This is a genomic window from Microbacterium sp. LB12, assembly GCF_037150835.1.
In the GTDB taxonomy this organism is placed as follows: domain Bacteria; phylum Actinomycetota; class Actinomycetes; order Actinomycetales; family Microbacteriaceae; genus Microbacterium.
Genome location: NZ_JBBCPF010000006.1, coordinates 35,536 through 52,680 on the forward strand (window position 1 = coordinate 35,536; position 17,145 = coordinate 52,680).

The following is a 17,145-nucleotide window of genomic DNA, read 5'->3' on the forward strand; positions in this document are numbered from 1 at the left end:
TCAGCGGGTCCGTTCGCTGGGGATGACGGCACCGGGATTCAGGATGCCGGTGGGATCGAGCTCGCGCTTGATCGCCGCGAGGATGCGAATGCCGGTGTCGCCGATCTCCTGCCCCAGCCAGGCCGCATGATCGCGCCCGACGGCGTGATGGTGGCTGATCGTGCCGCCGGCCGCGATGATCGCGTCATTCACGCGCGCCTTGACCGGGTCCCACGTCCCGAGCGGATCGGAGCGGACGCCTGCGAGCACTGTGAAGTAGAGCGATGCCCCCGTCGGATAGATGTGGGAGACGTGGCACATGATGTACGACTTCGCTCCCGCATCCGCGAATCCGGACTTCAGCGCGGATTCCACCGCCGACCGCAGGGCCTGCAGGTTCGACCAGGTGGTCGCTGTCTCGAGAGTCTCGCAGAACACGCCCGCGTCGAGCAGCGAGTCCCGCAGATAGGGCCCGTCGAACCGGCCCTCGAGCCATTCCTCCGCCGCGCCCTCGCCCGCCGAGGTGCCTCCGGCCGCCGCGAGCAGCGCGGTGGTGCGTGCGCGGCGCTCCCCGATCCCCGCTCCCTCGTAGACGGTCACGACGCTCGCGCCCTTCGCCATCGCCTTGCCGATCCTGCCGACCTGGGCGAGACTCACGGCAGTCTCCGCTTCATCGGACAGGCGGATGACGGTGGGACCTCCGCCGTGCTGAGCTACTTGACGGAGCCCTTCGGCACCGCTCGCGAAGTCGGGGAACGACCACGACTCGAACACGCGCTCATGCGGGATCGGGTGCACGCGCACGCGCACCTCGGTGATGACGCCGAAGATGCCCTCTGAGCCGAGGAACACCCGGATCAGGTCGGGCCCCGCGGCGGACCCGGGTGACCGCCCGAGCTCGAGATCTCCGGTCGGGGTCGCGACCCGGATGCCGGTGACCATGGTGTCGAAGCGCCCGTTGCCTGCCGAGTTCTGTCCCGACGAGCGGGCGGCCGCGAAGCCGCCGATCGTCGCATAGCGGAAGCTCTGCGGGTAGTGTCCGAGCTCGAATCCCTGCGCGGCGAGCAGGGCCTCGGCCTCAGGACCGGTCGTGCCCGCGGCGATGACGGCCTCTCCGCTGATCACGTCGAGACGGAGGAGCCCCGAGAGTCTGCGGAGGTCGAGGCTCACGACCGCGTGATGGGAGCCGCGCTCCGGATCGAGCGCCCCCACCACGCTGGTCCCGCCGCCGAAGGGGATCACCGCGATGCCCCGCTCGGTCGCGAGGTCGAGGCAGGCGCGCACCTCGGCGTGATCGCCGGGTCGGAGCACCGCATCCGGAGCCTCCTGCTCCGCCAGCCGTCGCCGCAGCAGGTCGGGGGTCGAGCGTCCACCCGCGTGGCGGATACGCGCTTCGACCGAGAGGTCGACGTGTTCCGCCCCGATCACGTCGCGGAATGCGCCCAGGTCGCCCTCGTTCAGCGCCGACGGGGCGACGCGCACTGCGGCGAGTTCGACCGCGGGCTGCGGCTTGCGGATCCGACCGAGAAGCAACGGCAGCAGCGCGCGGACGGCAAGGGGGAGCTCCTTCGCCTTCGAGGGGTCGCCCCACCCGTTCCATCGCATCGACGGGTCGCCGTCGACCCTGCCAGAATTTTGGCTCATGCGTTACAGTGTGACAGATCATGGAAGAACGTCAACCAGCGTGGGATGCCACGCAGACACGAATCCTCGACGCCGCCGACGAGTTGATCGAGCGGCGAGGAGTGCACGGGGTGACGATCGCTGAGCTCGCCCGCCGCGCCGAGCTCAGCCGTCCGACCATCTACCGCAACTGGAGCGATGCCGACGATGTCGTCCGCGCCGCGCTGCTGCGTCGCGTCGAGAGCATCCTGAACGCGTTCCCGGATCCCGCGCGCACCCGCGTCGGACTCGTCGACGACGTGCTCCGCTTCACGGCGCTCTTCCGGTCCGATCCGCTCTACGCGCGACTCCTCGATGACGAACCCGAGGCATTCACCCGGTACACCCTCCAGCGGGTCGGGTCGAGCCAGCGGATGATCCTGAACTGGCTCGCCGCCGCCATCGGCGCGGCCCAGTCCGAGGGGAGCATCAGGGATGGGGCGCCACAGGAGATCGCCGTCATGCTGTTGCTCATCGCCCAGTCCGCAGTCCTCTCGCACGGCACGGTCGCCGAGCTCATCTCCGAGTCCGCCTGGGAACGCGAGCTGCGGGCCGCACTCGACGGGCTGCTGCGCCCATGACTCGGGGATCATCCGCGCTCGACGTCGCGCGACGGAGGATCGATCTGCTCCGCACGGCGGATGAGCGCGTCGACGTCCTGGTCGTCGGCGGCGGCATCACGGGCGCCGGCTGCGCGCTGGATGCCGTCTCACGCGGACTCAGCGTCGCGCTGATCGAGGCGGAGGACCTCGCGTTCGGTACCAGCCGGTTCAGTTCCAAGCTCGTGCATGGCGGCCTGCGGTATCTCGCGACCGGGGATGTCGCGACCGCGAAGGAGAGCGCCCTCGAACGCCACCTGCTCATGACGACGATCGCCCCGCACCTGATCCATCCGCTCGGACAGCTGCTGCCGTTCACTCCGGGTGTCACGGCACGCCAGCGCGTTGCGGGGGCGATCGGCATGGGGATGGGCGATCTGCTGCGCATGCGGGCGCGCACCCCGCGGCGGGTGCTGCCTGCACCACGGCTGGTGTCGGCGCGGACGGCCGCACGACTCGTGCCCGCACTCGCGACACGCGGCCTGCGGGGCGGCATGTTGTCCTACGACGGTCAGCTCGTCGACGACGCGAGGCTCGTCGTCACGGTGGCACGCACGGCCGCCGCGCTCGGCGCGCGGATCCTCCCCCGCGTCCGCGCCATCGAGCTCCGCGGCGACGGCGCGAGCGTCGAGGACACCGTCACCGGAGAGCACTTCGAGCTCCGTGCCCGCGCCGTCATCAACGCGACCGGAGTGTGGGCGGGCGCCCTCGACGAAGCCATCCGGGTACGCCCGAGCCGCGGGACTCACATCGTCCTCGACGCGGAGGACCTCGGCTCCCCCACGGCCGCGCTCACTATCCCGCAGGAGGGTTCGATCAGCCGGTACGTGTTCGCGCTGCCGCAGGCGTACGGTCGGGTGCTCGTCGGGTTGACGGATGAAGATGCCCCTGGCGCAGTCCCCCGTGTGGCAGCCCCCACCGAGCAGGAGATCGCGTTCCTCTTGGAGAGCCTCAACCGGGTCATCACCACGCCCGTCAGCCGGTCGCAGGTGCGTGGTGCGTTCGCGGGGCTGCGTCCGCTCGTCGACAGCGACTCCGACGTCACGGCCGATGTGTCACGCCGGCACCTCGTGGCGGCGTCGGAGGGCGGATTCGTCACGGTGCTGGGCGGGAAGCTGACGACGTACCGTCGGATGGCCGAGGACGCCGTCGACGTTGCGCTGCGGATGCGCGGGCTGCCGTGGGCACCGTGCCGCACCGCCTCGCTGCGGCTGGTCGATCGCACGATCACCTCGACCGGCGAGCTGCTCGACGAGAGCACCGGGTTGCATCGTGGAGAGGTCGAGTTCGCGGTCCGCGCGGAGGGGGCGATGACGGCGGAGGATGTCCTCGACCGGCGCACGCGCATCGGTCTCGTCGAGGCCGACCGAGCACGCTGCCGAGCCGTCGTCGAGAAGATCGTCGCCGAAACGCTGGCGGAACTCCGCTGAGAGATCCGGCCGCCTCCCGGACCTTCCCGTCCCCACGATGCGGCGGAGTGGAGAACGCAGCAGGAACAGCGCATGAACTCCCCCTGATCCGCCGCGGTGACGGCGTCGTGACACGTGCCGGCACGGCACAGTGGTGTCATGGACATGCTCTTCACAATGCTGGGCGGTAAGGGGATGTCGGGGCTGCTGAAGACCGGTACCGCGGTCCTCACGACCCTGCTGATCCTGCCGGCACTCCTGAAGCTCTTCGTCGTCACGGTGGACGAGGGCTGGGCGGCGATCAGGACCCGGAACGGCAAGCCCATCATCCGCAATCGTCCGCAGCGACGCCCGCGCAACCGTGGCGGTGCCGTCGGAGAGGTCGTGGTCCTCGACCCGGGCTCGCACGGTGCGTTCCCCCTGTTCTACTGGTACCGGCTCATCGACGTACGCTGCCGGGCGACCGATCTCCCCGCGCGCGAGATGAGCGGAGCCGCAGGTCATCAGCACAGGGTGCATGCGTCGTTCGAATGGCGCCCGATACCGACCGGCCAGGATCTGCGCGTCTTCGAACTCGACGTGGTGAATGTGCAGGAACGTGCGTCGAACATCGTCGGAGCCGCACTGCGCGACGTGATCCGCGGACTCGAGGGCGCGGAGCTGCCCCACAACGACGAGATCAACACCAGGGTGATCGCAGCCAGTGCCGATGACGTCCGCCGCGCGTGCGGTGTGGAGCTCGTCCGTGTGATGGTCACCGGCGATGCCCTCACCGACGGCTACCTGCTGTCCACCGCCCTGCGGGACACGGATCGCGGCGCGCAGACCGTTGCAGCGCTACACGCCTTGAACTGACGTCCCCCGCGCCGCGGGTCGATGCGTCAGCGTCGTTGGTGCAGGGGAAGGTCGATGGTTCCGGTCTCGCCCGCGTGCCGCGCCTTGGGCACCCGCGTCCCGAGCACCTGAGCCACGATGTCCTGTGCGATCTTCGGCGCGGTGAGCCCCGCGTCCGCCAGGATCTGATCGCGGGACGCATGGTCGATGAACTCGTCCGGGAGGCCCAGTTCGTCCACCGCCGTGTCGATGCTGGCCTCACGGAGCACCTGCCGCACGCGCGTCCCGATCCCGCCGACTCGGATGCCGTCTTCGAGGGTGATCACGAGTCGATGATGCGCAGCGAGTTCGACGATCGACGGCTGCACGGGGATCGCCCAGCGCGGGTCGATCACGGTCGCTCCGATCCCCTGCGCGCGCAGGCGGTCGGCCACGTCCAGAGCGAGTGCCGCGAACGGGCCGATCGCGACGATGAGGACGTCCTCGGACTCACCGCGCGCCAGGACGTCGACGCCGTCGGCCAGCCTCTCGATCGCGGGAAGATCCTCCGCCACCTCCCCCTTCGGGAAGCGGATGACGGTCGGGGCGTCATCCACGGCGACGGCCTCTTCGAGTGCCTCGGTCAGCCGCGCGCCGTCCCGCGGAGCGGCGATGCGGATGTGCGGGACGATCTGCAGCATCGCGAGGTCCCACATGCCGTGGTGGCTGGGGCCGTCAGGTCCGGTCACGCCCGCACGATCCAGCACGAATGTGACACCGGCCCGATGCAGGGCGACGTCCATCAGCACCTGATCGAACGCCCGTCCCATGAACGTGGCGTACAGCGCCACGACGGGATGCAGGCCGCCGAACGCGAATCCTGCTGCCGATGCCACGGCGTGCTGCTCGGCGATGCCGACGTCGTACACCCGATCGGGGAAGCGCTCGGCGAACGGTGCGAGACCGGTCGGACGGAGCATCGCTGCCGTCATGGCGATGACGTCGTCACGACGCTCTCCCACCGAGACCAGGGCATCCGAGAAGACGTCGGTCCACCCACGTCCGCCCGACGACAGCGTCTCGCCCGTCGTCGGATCGATGCGTCCGACGGCGTGGAACTGATCGGCGTCGTCGTCGCGTGCGGGCTGGTATCCGCGGCCCTTCTCCGTGATGGCGTGCACGATTACCGGAGCACCGTACGACTTCGCCAGCTCCAGTGTCTCGAGGAGGGCCGGGAGGTCGTGACCGTCGACCGGTCCGAGGTACTTGATGTCGAGGTTGGAGTACAGCGCCTCGTTGTTCGTGAAGCGCGACAGGAAGCCGTGCGTACCGCCACGGACGCCACGGAACACGGCACGCCCCACGGGACCGAAAGCGCGGAACAGTCGATCGGAACGCTGGTGGAGGTCCTTGTATGCGGCCGCGGTGCGCACCCGGTTGAGGTACCGCGACATGCCGCCGATCGTCGGGGCGTACGACCGCCCGTTGTCGTTGACGACGATGACCAGATTGCGGTCGTTGTCGTCGGAGATGTTGTTCAACGCCTCCCAGGTCATGCCTCCGGTCAGCGCGCCGTCGCCGACGACCGCGACCACATGACGGTCCGCACGACCCGTGGCGGTGAGAGCACGGGAGATCCCGTCCGCCCAGCTGAGGGAGCTCGACGCATGCGACGACTCCACGACATCGTGTGCGCTCTCGCCGCGCTGCGGGTATCCGGCCAGGCCGCCGCGCACGCGCAATCCGGAGAAGTCCTGACGACCGGTGAGCAGCTTGTGCACGTACGACTGATGCCCGGTGTCGAAGATGAAGGGGTCGTCCGGCGAGGAGAACACGCGGTGCAGAGCGATCGTCAGCTCGACGACGCCGAGGTTCGGGCCCAGGTGGCCACCGGTCCGCGACACGTTCTCGACGAGGAACGCGCGGATCTCCGCAGCGAGTTCGGCAAGCTGATCCGTGGACAGCGCGTCCAGATCACGGGGTCCTGAGATGCTCGGAAGAATGGGCATCTGCACCTCCTCACAGGCTCCGTCAGAAGCGCCCGACGACGGTGCGGGCGCCCTCTGATCCTACCCCGCGATGCTCGGCGAGCACCGTGAACGCGGCCCCCTTGACAACGACGGAGGGGCCCGGATCCGAAGACCCGAGCCCCTCCGTCTGTCCGATCAGACCAGCGAGCGCAGCACGTACTGCAGGATGCCGCCGTTGCGGTAGTAGTCCGCCTCACCGGGGGTGTCGATGCGGACGACCGCGTCGAACTCGACCGACTGCTTGCCCTCGGGCGAGTTCTCGCTCGGGGTCGCCGTGACCTTGACCGTCTTGGGGGTGACGCCGTTGTTGAGCTCCTCCAGGCCCGAGATCGAGACGATCTCGGTGCCGTCGAGGCCCAGCGACTCCCAGCTCTCGCCGGCGGGGAACTGCAGCGGGACGACGCCCATGCCGATCAGGTTCGAGCGGTGGATGCGCTCGAAGCTCTCGGTGATGACGGCCTTGACACCCAGCAGGCTGGTGCCCTTGGCCGCCCAGTCGCGCGACGAGCCGGAGCCGTACTCCTTGCCGCCGAAGATGACCAGCGGCGTGCCCTGCTCCTGGTAGTTCATGCTCGCGTCGTAGATGTACGACTGCGGGCCGCCGGGCTGGGTGAAGTCGCGGGTGAAGCCACCCTCGATCACCTGCCCGTCGTTGACGGCCGAGACCATGAGGTTCTTCAGGCGGATGTTCGCGAACGTGCCGCGGATCATCACCTCGTGGTTGCCACGACGCGAGCCGAAGGAGTTGAAGTCCTTGCGGTCGACACCGTGCTCGGTGAGGTACTGCGCCGCGGGGGTACCGGGCTTGATGTTGCCGGCCGGCGAGATGTGGTCGGTCGTGACCGAGTCGCCGAGCGTCGCCATGACACGGGCGCCGTGGATGTCCTTCACGGGGGTGAGTTCCATCGTCATGCCGTCGAAGTACGGGGCCTTGCGGACGTACGTCGAGTTCTCGTCCCACTGGAAGATCGCGTCGTCCGGGGTGGGCAGGCTGCGCCAGCGCTCGTCACCGTCGAAGACCGTCGCGTACTGCTTGATGAACTGGTCGCGCGAGATCGACGAGTCGACGATCTCCTGCACCTCGTCGGGCGTGGGCCAGATGTCCTTGAGGAACACGTCCTGACCGTCGGAGCCCTTGCCGAGCGCGTCGTTCTCGAAGTCGAAGTGCATCGACCCGGCCAGCGCATAGGCGATCACCAGCGGCGGGCTGGCGAGGTAGTTCATCTTCACGTCGGGGCTGATGCGGCCCTCGAAGTTGCGGTTGCCCGAGAGCACGGCGGTCACCGCGAGGTCGTGCGAGTTGATCGCCTCCGACACCTCTTCGATGAGCGGACCCGAGTTGCCGATGCAGATCGTGCAGCCGTAGCCGACGGTGAAGAAGCCGAGGCCCTCGAGGTCCTTGTCGAGACCGGACTTCTCGTAGTAGTCGGTGACGACCTTCGAACCGGGGCCGAGCGTCGTCTTGACCCAGGGCTTCTGCTTCAGGCCCTTCTGCAGCGCCTTGCGGGCGACGAGACCGGCCGCGATCATCACGGACGGGTTCGACGTGTTCGTGCAGGAGGTGATGGCCGCGAGGGTCACAGCGCCGTTGTCGAGGATGTACTTCTCTCCCGACGGCGTCGTGACCGGCACCGGCTTCGAGGCGTTCGCCGGGGCACCGCTGTTGATGTGTACCGGACGCGTGGTCGGCTCCTCGTCGCCGGGGACCTGACCGGGGTCGGACGCCGGGAAGGAGTGCTTCGACTCGAGGTCCACGATCGAGTCCGAGGTGGTCGGGGTGGCGTAGTTCAGGATGTCCTGCTCGAACTGCGACTTCGCGTCGGAGAGGAGGATGCGGTCCTGCGGACGCTTCGGACCCGCGATCGACGGCACGACGGTGCCGAGGTCGAGCTCGAGGTACTCGCTGAAGACCGGCTCGTGGGCGGCGTCATGCCAGAGCTTCTGCTCCTTCGCGTACGACTCGACCAGCGCGACGGCCTCCTCGCTGCGACCCGTGAGGCGCAGGTAGTCGAGGGTGACGTCGTCGATCGGGAAGATCGCGGCGGTGGAGCCGAACTCCGGCGACATGTTGCCGATCGTGGCGCGGTTAGCGAGCGGAACCGAGGCGACGCCCTCACCGTAGAACTCGACGAACTTGCCGACGACGCCGTGCTTGCGCAGCAGGTCGGTGATCGTGAGCACGACGTCGGTCGCGGTCACACCGGCGGGGATCTCACCGGAGAGCTTGAAGCCGACCACGCGCGGGATGAGCATCGACACGGGCTGGCCGAGCATCGCAGCCTCGGCCTCGATGCCGCCGACGCCCCAGCCCAGCACGCCGAGGCCGTTGACCATCGTGGTGTGCGAGTCGGTGCCGACGCAGGTGTCGGGGTAGGCGCGGAGCACGCCGTTCACGTCGCGGTCGTAGATGACCTTGGCCAGGTGCTCGATGTTGACCTGGTGCACGATGCCGGTGCCCGGGGGGACGACCTTGAAGTCGCTGAACGCGGTCTGGCCCCAGCGCAGGAACTGGTAGCGCTCACCGTTGCGCTCGTACTCGATCTCGACATTGCGCTCGAGCGCGTTCTCGGATCCGAAGAGGTCGGCGATGACGGAGTGGTCGATGACCATCTCGGCCGGCGAGAGCGGGTTGATCTTGTTGGCGTCGCCGCCCAGCGCCGTCACGGCCTCGCGCATGGTGGCGAGGTCGACGATGCAGGGAACACCCGTGAAGTCCTGCATGACCACACGGGCCGGCGTGAACTGGATCTCGGTGTTCGGCTCGGCCGCGGCATCCCACGAGCCCAGCGCCTCGATCTGCGCCTTCGTCACGTTCGCGCCGTCCTCGGTGCGAAGCAGGTTCTCCAGGAGGACCTTGAGACTGAAGGGGAGCTTCTCGAAACCGGGCACCGTGTCGATGCGGAAGATCTCGTAGTCGGTGCTGCCGACTGTCAGGGTGCTCTTGGCACCGAAGCTGTTCACCGTGGACACGAATCCGTCTCCTTCTATTCGGATGGGAGCGACAGGCGCCTCCATCTTGCTCGCCAGCGAGCCCCGGCGGCTAGCAAGGCGGACCTAACCAGTCTGCTCCGCTCGGGTCGCCGGCGAAAGCCTGCGATTTATCTTGATGTCAAGATAAATCTATCACGCCTCGGTGGTGTCCTCGCGCGCAGGCTGTCGAGGATGCAGCGCTCGCACCACCAGCCAGGTGACGGCGATGAGCGGCGCGAACAGCGGCAGTCCCATGATGAGCTTGAGGGTGCCGAGCGCCGTGACATCACCGGCGAGGTAGAGCGGCAGCTGCACGGCGAGGCGTGCGAAGAACAGGGCGGCCCAGGCGATGCCGAGCCAGAAGTATGCACGGCGCTTGCGGCGATCGTTGCGCCACGTCGTGCCCTCTCCCATCAGGAAGCCGACGGCCAGTCCGATCAGCGACCAGCCGATCAGGGCCGACACCAGGATGACGGATCCGTAGACGGCGTTCGTGATGAGACCGGGGACGAAGTTGTCCGCGCCGCGTCCGGTCCACAGGGCCAGCGCTGCGGCCGCGACGGCGGCGACTAGGCCACCCAGCGCGGCGGACGGAGGCGACTTCTGCACGAGACGCACGACGGTGAAGACCGCGGCCAAACCGACCGACACACCGAGCGAGAGGATGAGCGGCTCCGGCTTGATCGTGAACAGGACCACGAACGCGAGGCTCGGCAGCACCGATTCCAGGATGCCGCGCCATCCGCCGATCGCGGACCACACCATCCGGTGTGTGCTGGCGCCCTCCGCCGGGTCGAGGCCGGCGCGGCGCGCGGCACTCCCGAGAGCCTCCCCGAGGATCTCGGAGGCGGTCTTCTCGCGTTCGGGCTCCGACTCCGGCGCGCTCACGCCGAACCTGGAGTCGCAGGCATCTTCAACGGGATCAGGTCACGCGGAGGCATCGGCGACCCGCCGCGCACGACGACGATCGAACGGAAGAGGTCCTCGATCTTGGCGGCGGCCTCGGGATCCGAGGCGCCGGCCCCGCCGATCACCCCGCGGAGGAACCAGCGAGGGCCGTCGATCCCGACGAACCGGGCGAGTCGCAGTCCGGAGCCCTCGGCGGCCGTCGCCGGCACCTCGGCGAGCAGCTCCTTTCCGAGTGCACCCTCGCGCTCCTCGACCCGACCGCCCTGTGCCTTCACCTGATCACGCAGCTGCACGCGGGTCTCATCCCACAGCCCTCCCGTGCGCGGCGCCGCGAACGGCTGCACCTGCAGCGACGAGTCGGCGTAGTCGAGTCCGACCGCGACGATCCGCTTGGACTGCTCCTCCACCTCGAGGCGAAGGTTCAAGCCCTCACGCGGCAGGATCTTGATGCCGCCGAGGTCGATGTACGGGCGGACCGGGTTCGCCTCGGAGTCGTCGAAGGGTCCCTCGGTGGCGCGATTCACGGGCGCCGACTTCGAAGGAGTCTCGTTGTTTTCTGTCATCAGCTTCGTCCTGCTTCGTTCTGGTGGAGCCCTGCCTGGTAGCCGGTGGAGCCGAAGCCCCCGTCGCCGCGGACGCTGTCCGGCAGCTCGTCGACCGGGATGAACGCGGCGCGCGTGACCGGCATGATGATGAGCTGCGCGATGCGATCGCCGACCGCCACATCGTACGCGCTGTTGATATCGGTGTTGATCAGGCTCACCTTGATCTCGCCGCGGTACCCGGCATCGACCGTGCCCGGCGAGTTCACGATCGAGATCCCGTGCTTGGCGGCCAGCCCACTGCGAGGAACCACGAACGCCGCGTAGCAGTCGGGCAGAGCGATACGGACACCGGTGGCCACGAGCGCCCGCTCCCCCGGCTCGAGATGCACGGCCTCGGCTGCGACCAGATCGGCGCCCGCATCTCCCGGATGCGCGTACCCGGGGACCACAGCGGCGATAATGGGGACATCAACGGAATCGGTCACCCCATGAGGCTAATGCAGAACCCCGCCACAGACGCACGTCCGCGCTACCGCGAACGGCTCGCTCCCAGCCTCTGGCTGCTCGTGACCGTGGCGGTGGCGGGACCGATGGTGTCGCTCGTCTTCGTGCCGATCGGCTCGACGATCGCACTCGTCCTCGGCGCCGCCGTCTCGGCGCTCCTCGTGATCGGCTTCATCGCCGCGACACCGGTGGTGTCGGTCGAGGGCACGGAGCTGCGTGCTGGCCGTGCGCATATCGACGTGTCCTTCCTCGGCCATCCCCTCGCGTTGACCGGCGCTGACGCCCGCGACGCCCGAGGTCCCGGACTCCCGGCCCGCGGCTGGCACCTGATCCGAGGCGGCATCGACGGTGTCGTCGTGGTGCCGAACATCGACCCGGACGATCCGATCGATGCCTGGACCATCTCGACGCGCACACCGGACCGCCTGGCAGCCGCGATCCGCCGCGCGCAAGGGTGAACACACGCCCGCAGACGACAGCGCGCCCCTGACCGGTGCGGTCGGGGGCGCGTGATACGTCGCTCGGAGGACTGCTTACGCAGCGCACTCCTTGCAGATGGGCCCGGATGCGCCCTCGTGGTCGAGCTGCGAGCGGTGCTTCACGAGGAAGCAGCTCATGCACGTGAACTCGTCCTGCTGCGCGGGCAGCACGACGACATCGAGCTCGAGGTCGGAAAGGTCGGCACCCGGGAGGTCGAAGCTCGACGGGTTGTCGGAGTCCTCGTCCCCGCTTGAGCCGGAGTTCTTGTCCGGCACACGCTCCTTGAGGGCTTCGATCGACTCGGAGTCGTCTTCGCTCTTTCGGGGGGCGTCGTAATCGGTTGCCATGCGGTAGATCTCCACTTTCATGGTGCGAGTGGGTGGTGCGCCGTCGGGTATTCGGCGGCCATAGTTTGCACGACCCAACGGCATAACGCAAATGCTGTGGCGTGCGACAGAGCAAACTCACGGCACGCCCACCGTATTCCCGGTCTCGACGCCGCACGCGTGACACCATGAACGGACACCCACCAGAGGGGCATTCGCATGGAAAACGTCACCATCGTCGGCACAGAAGCAGGAGTCCTCGTACTCGCGACCGAGTCGGGCGAGCGGTTCGCGCTGCCCATCGACGACATGCTGCAGCGGGAGATCCGCCGTGCCACCCGGCAGGCCGAGCCCACCGCGCAGAAGCTCGCCGCGAGCCCCCGTGACATCCAGGCGCAGATCCGCGCGGGACTCACCGCTGCCGAGGTCGCCGAGCTGCTCGGAATCAGCGTCGACGACGTCGCCCGCTTCGAAGGCCCGGTCCTCGCCGAACGCGAGCACGTGATCGGGCAGGCTCTCGCGGTGCCGGTGCTGATCGGCAGCGAGGTCGAGCCCGACGCGCAGCCCACCTTCGGCGCGGCGGTGCACGCCAAACTGGCCGAGGTCGCCGCGACCTCGGAACGATGGGCCAGTTGGAAGGAGGACTCCGGCTGGACGATCAAGCTCGAGTTCACCGCCAACGACGTCGACCACGACGCGCGCTGGAGCTTCGACCCGCGCCGCAGTGCGCTTGCGCCCCTCAACGCGGACGCCACCCAGCTCTCGCGCCAGGGATCCCTGCCCGAGGGGCTCATCCCGCGCCTGCGCGCCGTGGACGCGGATCGTGCCACGTCGCCGTACAAGGACGAGAGCCGCTTCGACTCCGGTGCGTTCGGGCCGCGCCTGCTCCCCGCACCCGAGGCGGAGGTCGAGGACCCGACGCTGCCCGCGCGGTCTGACGCCGCCGCACAGGACGCCGCGATCAAGCGTGCGCCTGAGAATCAGACCACTAGCCCGGAGACGGCCGACCTGCTCGAGGCGCTTCGTCGTCGTCGTGGACAGCGCGAGACGGCACCGCTTCTCGAGGATGCCGTCGATGACGACCGTCCGGAGCCGAGCCCCATCTCCCTGTTCGACGCACTCGATCAGCCGGCCGATGAACCGGAGCCGACTCCGCCCGCCGCCCCGGCCTCTTCGGAGCCCGCCGACTCTCCCGGGCGTCGACGCCGCCGCAATGCCATGCCGTCGTGGGACGAGATCGTCTTCGGGGCACGTACCGACGAGTGACCTGACGGGCACCACCGGCTGAGTCAGCGCGCGAACGCTCCTAGCCGGATCAACGGAACCTGACGCTCCTCCGGAGTGATCGCTCCATGCTGGCCGATCATCCCTCGCCCCCGCTGGTCCGCAGCCGTCCCGTCGTACACGGCCCAGGAGCCGCGAGCGATGGCCATCAGGTCACCGATCCGCGACGCGGCCGCATCCGTGACAGTGGGCCCGAACAAGCCGCCCCGGATCGCCTCGTTACGCGTGACCACGTCTGCCACCCCGTCGAGGTCGGCGCGCCAGCGGGCGACGACCTCCGCGCCATCATGCGAGGGGTCGAGGTGAACGTGGAGCATGCGCGGCTCTCCCCCGACGTGGCGGACGCCCACGAGATGCTGCTCCTCGAGCACCACCTGCCGGTTCGTCGGCACATCGACCATCCCGTGATCGGACGTCACGAGCACACCCACCCCGGTCGGCACGCGGACCGACAGCGCGGCATCGACATCCTCCAGCGCCGCCACCCATTCCCCGGACGCGACACCGTGCTTGTGACCGGCCTTGTCCACCTCGGGGAGATAGCAGTAGACGAACGAACCCGGATGGGTGCGGGCGAGCTCGTACGCCACCTGCACCCGCTCAGCGGCCGTGGCGGCGGCGACGAACTCCGCACCGCGCAGTGTCGCCTTGGTGAAGCCGCTGTGCGCGTAGGCGACGAGCCCGACGGCGAAGCTCTCGTGGCCTCGCTCGACCGCCTTCTCGAAGATGGTCCGGGCCGCCTGCCAGGTCAGTGGGTCCAACCCGTCGGTCTCCCACCCGCTCAGCTGGTTGACCAGCACGTCCCTCCGCGCATCGAGCACGCGATATCCGACGAGCCCGTGCTCGCCCGGCCAGACTCCGGTGACGATGCTCGTGAGGGCTGCCGCCGTGGTCGAGGGGAAGACGGAGTGGGCGACGTCCTTCTTCGCCATCCCCGCCGTCAGCGCACGGGCGTGGCCGCTGTGCGCGCGCAGACCGATCGCCCCCAGACCGTCGATGACGACGAGTACCACCGATTCGGCGCGAGGCAGCACTTCGGATTCACCGCGAAGCGCCGCGAACAGGTCGTCCGCCACCCCGACGACGCTCCGGGCGCTCGACGACTCGGACGGTAGCATGAGGGACATCCGAGCCAGTCTGACACAGGCTCCCGTACGCCCTCAGGAAGTCCATGCCGAAAACGCCGCCGCCCGAGCCTGTCGAGGAGCGCATCCAGGACATCGATCTCTCCTCGGAGATGCAGGGTTCGTTCCTCGAGTACGCGTACTCGGTCATCTATTCCCGTGCCCTGCCGGATGCCCGCGACGGACTGAAGCCCGTGCAGCGTCGCATCCTGTTCCAGATGGCCGAGATGGGCCTGCGCCCCGACCGCGGACACGTCAAGAGCGCCCGCGTGGTCGGCGAGGTGATGGGAAAGCTCCACCCGCACGGCGACTCCGCGATCTACGACGCGCTCGTCCGCCTCGCGCAGGAATGGGCCCTGCGCGTTCCCCTGGTCGACGGACACGGCAACTTCGGCTCCCTCGACGACGGCCCCGCTGCGGCGCGATACACCGAGGCGCGCCTCGCCGCCGCGGCCCTCGCACTCACCGAGAACCTCGACGAGGACGTCGTCGACTTCATTCCCAACTACGACGGCCAGTTCCAGCAGCCCGCGGTACTGCCGGCCGCGTTCCCGAACCTCCTGGTCAACGGTGCGAGCGGCATCGCCGTCGGCATGGCCACGAACATGGCCCCGCATAACCTCATCGAGGTCGTGGCCGCTGCCACCCACCTGCTCGAGAACCCGGACGCCACGACCGAAGAGCTGATGGAGTTCGTCCCCGGGCCCGACTTCCCCTCGGGCGGCATCCTGATGGGACTGGACGGCGTCAAGGACGCGTACGCCAACGGCCGCGGCGCCCTCAAGGTGCGCGGAAAGACCTCGATCGAGCCCCTCGGCCCTCGACGCACGGGCATCATCGTCTCGGAGCTGCCGTACATGGTGGGCCCGGAGCGGCTGATCGAGAAGATCCGCGACGCGGTGCAGGCCAAGAAGCTGCAGGGCATCAGCGATGTGACCGACCTCACCGACCGCAACCACGGACTGCGTGTCGCGATCGGCGTCAAGACCGGCTTCGACCCGAACGCCGTGCTCGAACAGCTGTACCGGCTCACGCCGCTCGAGGACTCCTTCAGCATCAACAACGTCGCGCTGGTCGACGGACAGCCGCGCACGCTGGGTCTGAAGGAGATGCTCAGCGTCTACGTGGGGCACCGCCTCGAGGTCATCACGCGCCGCAGCCGCTACCGGCTCGCGCGCCGCGAAGAGCGCCTGCACCTGGTCGAGGGTCTGCTCATCGCGATCCTCGACATCGATGAGGTCATCCAGGTCATCCGTTCGTCCGATGACTCGGAGCAGGCGCGCAGCCGCCTGCGCTCGGTGTTCGACCTGAGCGAGCTGCAGGCCGAGTACATCCTCGAACTCCGCCTGCGCCGACTGACCAAGTTCTCCCGCATCGAGCTGGAGACCGAACGCGACGCGCTCCTCGCGGAGATCGCGGCCCTGCGCGAGCTGCTCGGCAGCCCGGCACTGCTGCGCGCGGCGGTCGCCCGCGAACTGGATGCCGCGGCCGACGCGTACGGCACCCCGCGCCGCACGCTCCTGATGAATGCCGCGCCGCCCAAACCGCGCGCGACCAAGGGAGCTGTCGACCTGCAGATCGCCGATGCGCCGACCGTGCTGGTGCTCTCGACCACCGGCCGGACGGTGCGGGTGGATCTCGGGGAGGGCCAGGAGCTGACACTCCCCGCACGCCGCAGCAAGCACGATGCGATCCTGACGACCGTCGAGACCACGGTCCGCTCCGAGCTCGGCGCGCTCACGAGTCTCGGTCGCGTCATCCGGTTCTCCCCCGTCGACCTGCCCTCCGTGCCGTCGACGTCCGTGCAGCTCGCCGCAGGAACTCCTCTCCGCGACTACCTCGGCATCACGACCAAGGGCGAGCGTGTCCTCGGGTTCGTGCGCTTCGACAGCGACATCCCGATCGCACTCGGCACGGCACAGGGAACGGTCAAGCGCATCGTCCCGTCGGCGCTGCCGGTCCGCCCCGACCTCGAAGTCATCGGCATGAAACAGGGTGACACGGTCGTGGGTGCCGCAGAGGCACCGGACGACGCCGAACTGGTCTTCATCACGACCGATGCGCAGTTGCTGCGCTTCGCCGCCTCGACGGTGCGACCGCAGGGCGCACCCGCCGGCGGCATGGCGGGCGTCAAGCTCGGTGCCGGGGCATCCGTGCTCTTCTTCGGCGCCGTCGATCCGGCGGCAGACGCGGTCGTCGCGACCGTCTCCGGCGGCGACAGCATCCTGCCGGGCACCGACCCCGGACGCGCGAAGGTGTCGTCGTTCGCCGAGTACCCGGCGAAGGGCCGCGCGACGGGCGGCGTCCGTGCCCACGCGTTCCTGAAGGGCGAGGATCGGATCACCGTCGCCTGGGTGGGTCCGAACCCGCCGCTGGCCGTCGACCCGACCGGCGCGGTGCGCAAGCTCCCTGAATCGGGAGCACGTCGTGACGCCTCCGGTCAGCCGATCGACGGCGTGATCGGCAGCATCGGCCGCACGCTGGTCTGAGTCGCGAAAGGAGGCCGACGGG

The 17,145-nt window shown here is 68.9% G+C and carries 14 protein-coding genes; 6 read left to right on the forward strand and 8 right to left on the reverse strand.

Features of this window, described 5'->3' with window-relative positions:
• Entirely contained in the window at positions 1-1,623 is a 1,623-nt protein-coding gene (locus tag WFM69_RS11760; protein WP_337004851.1) for an FAD-binding oxidoreductase, read from the reverse strand.
• Positions 1,624-1,643: 20 nt separating this feature from the next.
• On the opposite strand from WFM69_RS11760, the gene WFM69_RS11765 reads away from it, so the two are divergent.
• The 3 genes from WFM69_RS11765 (at position 1,644) to WFM69_RS11775 (ending at position 4,504) form a co-directional block, all read left to right on the forward strand.
• A complete protein-coding gene (locus WFM69_RS11765) occupies positions 1,644-2,222 on the forward strand; it encodes a TetR/AcrR family transcriptional regulator (RefSeq protein WP_337004853.1) in 579 nt (192 codons plus the stop codon).
• Positions 2,219-3,670 carry a glycerol-3-phosphate dehydrogenase/oxidase gene (locus WFM69_RS11770; RefSeq protein ID WP_337004855.1) on the forward strand — a complete coding sequence of 484 codons (1,452 nt, stop codon included), beginning with the start codon at positions 2,219-2,221 and terminating at the stop codon, positions 3,668-3,670. The genes WFM69_RS11765 and WFM69_RS11770 overlap by 4 nt, the downstream gene beginning before the upstream one ends.
• A 138-nt stretch (positions 3,671-3,808) precedes the next feature.
• Positions 3,809-4,504, forward strand: a complete 696-nt coding sequence (locus WFM69_RS11775; protein WP_337004857.1) for an SPFH domain-containing protein — start codon at positions 3,809-3,811, stop codon at positions 4,502-4,504.
• Positions 4,505-4,530: 26 nt separating this feature from the next.
• On the opposite strand, the gene dxs is transcribed toward WFM69_RS11775, so the two are convergent.
• The 5 genes from dxs to dut all read right to left on the reverse strand — a co-directional run bounded on the left by dxs (position 4,531) and on the right by dut (position 11,401).
• Positions 4,531-6,471, reverse strand: coding sequence for a 1-deoxy-D-xylulose-5-phosphate synthase (gene dxs / locus WFM69_RS11780; protein WP_337004859.1), 1,941 nt, complete (start codon positions 6,469-6,471; stop codon positions 4,531-4,533).
• Between the two features lie 156 nt (positions 6,472-6,627).
• Complete coding sequence (locus WFM69_RS11785) at positions 6,628-9,462, reverse strand: aconitate hydratase (RefSeq protein WP_337004861.1); 2,835 nt, start codon at positions 9,460-9,462, stop codon at positions 6,628-6,630.
• Between the two features lie 153 nt (positions 9,463-9,615).
• Positions 9,616-10,350 (reverse strand): DUF3159 domain-containing protein, encoded by a 735-nt coding sequence (locus WFM69_RS11790; RefSeq protein WP_337004863.1) that lies wholly within the window; start codon positions 10,348-10,350, stop codon positions 9,616-9,618.
• Positions 10,347-10,934 carry a DUF3710 domain-containing protein gene (locus WFM69_RS11795; RefSeq protein WP_337004865.1) on the reverse strand — a complete coding sequence of 196 codons (588 nt, stop codon included), beginning with the start codon at positions 10,932-10,934 and terminating at the stop codon, positions 10,347-10,349. The genes WFM69_RS11790 and WFM69_RS11795 overlap by 4 nt, the downstream gene beginning before the upstream one ends.
• Positions 10,934-11,401: a dUTP diphosphatase gene (gene dut / locus WFM69_RS11800; RefSeq protein ID WP_337004867.1), complete on the reverse strand. Its 468-nt coding sequence runs from the start codon at positions 11,399-11,401 to the stop codon at positions 10,934-10,936. The genes WFM69_RS11795 and dut overlap by 1 nt, the downstream gene beginning before the upstream one ends.
• Positions 11,402-11,413: 12 nt before the next feature.
• On the opposite strand from dut, the gene WFM69_RS11805 reads away from it, so the two are divergent.
• The gene (locus WFM69_RS11805) at positions 11,414-11,878 is read left to right on the forward strand and encodes a DUF3093 domain-containing protein (RefSeq protein ID WP_337004869.1); all 465 of its coding nucleotides are present in this window, start codon (positions 11,414-11,416) and stop codon (positions 11,876-11,878) included.
• Positions 11,879-11,953: 75 nt separating this feature from the next.
• On the opposite strand, the gene WFM69_RS11810 is transcribed toward WFM69_RS11805, so the two are convergent.
• A complete protein-coding gene (locus tag WFM69_RS11810) occupies positions 11,954-12,247 on the reverse strand; it encodes a DUF4193 domain-containing protein (protein WP_046747247.1) in 294 nt (97 codons plus the stop codon).
• Positions 12,248-12,445: 198 nt separating this feature from the next.
• Here WFM69_RS11810 and sepH point away from each other — a divergent pair, with 198 nt between their 5' ends.
• On the forward strand, positions 12,446-13,492 hold the full coding sequence (gene sepH / locus WFM69_RS11815; protein WP_337004872.1) for a septation protein SepH: 1,047 nt from the start codon (positions 12,446-12,448) through the stop codon (positions 13,490-13,492).
• A gap of 23 nt (positions 13,493-13,515) precedes the next feature.
• On the opposite strand, the gene WFM69_RS11820 is transcribed toward sepH, so the two are convergent.
• The gene (locus WFM69_RS11820) at positions 13,516-14,637 is read right to left on the reverse strand and encodes an alkaline phosphatase family protein (protein ID WP_337004874.1); all 1,122 of its coding nucleotides are present in this window, start codon (positions 14,635-14,637) and stop codon (positions 13,516-13,518) included.
• Between the two features lie 44 nt (positions 14,638-14,681).
• On the opposite strand from WFM69_RS11820, the gene WFM69_RS11825 reads away from it, so the two are divergent.
• Entirely contained in the window at positions 14,682-17,123 is a 2,442-nt protein-coding gene (locus WFM69_RS11825; RefSeq protein ID WP_337004876.1) for a DNA gyrase/topoisomerase IV subunit A, read from the forward strand.
• Positions 17,124-17,145: the final 22 nt, after the last annotated feature.

Coding starts and splice junctions, on each gene's coding strand:
- WFM69_RS11810 (WP_046747247.1), bottom strand. CDS start 12,247: ATGGCAACCGATTACGACGCCCCCCGAAAGAGCGAAGACGACTCCGAG.
- WFM69_RS11820 (WP_337004874.1), bottom strand. CDS start 14,637: ATGTCCCTCATGCTACCGTCCGAGTCGTCGAGCGCCCGGAGCGTCGTC.
- sepH (WP_337004872.1), top strand. CDS start 12,446: ATGGAAAACGTCACCATCGTCGGCACAGAAGCAGGAGTCCTCGTACTC.
- dxs (WP_337004859.1), bottom strand. CDS start 6,471: ATGCCCATTCTTCCGAGCATCTCAGGACCCCGTGATCTGGACGCGCTG.
- WFM69_RS11805 (WP_337004869.1), top strand. CDS start 11,414: ATGCAGAACCCCGCCACAGACGCACGTCCGCGCTACCGCGAACGGCTC.
- WFM69_RS11770 (WP_337004855.1), top strand. CDS start 2,219: ATGACTCGGGGATCATCCGCGCTCGACGTCGCGCGACGGAGGATCGAT.
- WFM69_RS11825 (WP_337004876.1), top strand. CDS start 14,682: ATGCCGAAAACGCCGCCGCCCGAGCCTGTCGAGGAGCGCATCCAGGAC.
- WFM69_RS11775 (WP_337004857.1), top strand. CDS start 3,809: ATGGACATGCTCTTCACAATGCTGGGCGGTAAGGGGATGTCGGGGCTG.
- WFM69_RS11760 (WP_337004851.1), bottom strand. CDS start 1,623: ATGAGCCAAAATTCTGGCAGGGTCGACGGCGACCCGTCGATGCGATGG.
- WFM69_RS11795 (WP_337004865.1), bottom strand. CDS start 10,934: ATGACAGAAAACAACGAGACTCCTTCGAAGTCGGCGCCCGTGAATCGC.
- WFM69_RS11765 (WP_337004853.1), top strand. CDS start 1,644: ATGGAAGAACGTCAACCAGCGTGGGATGCCACGCAGACACGAATCCTC.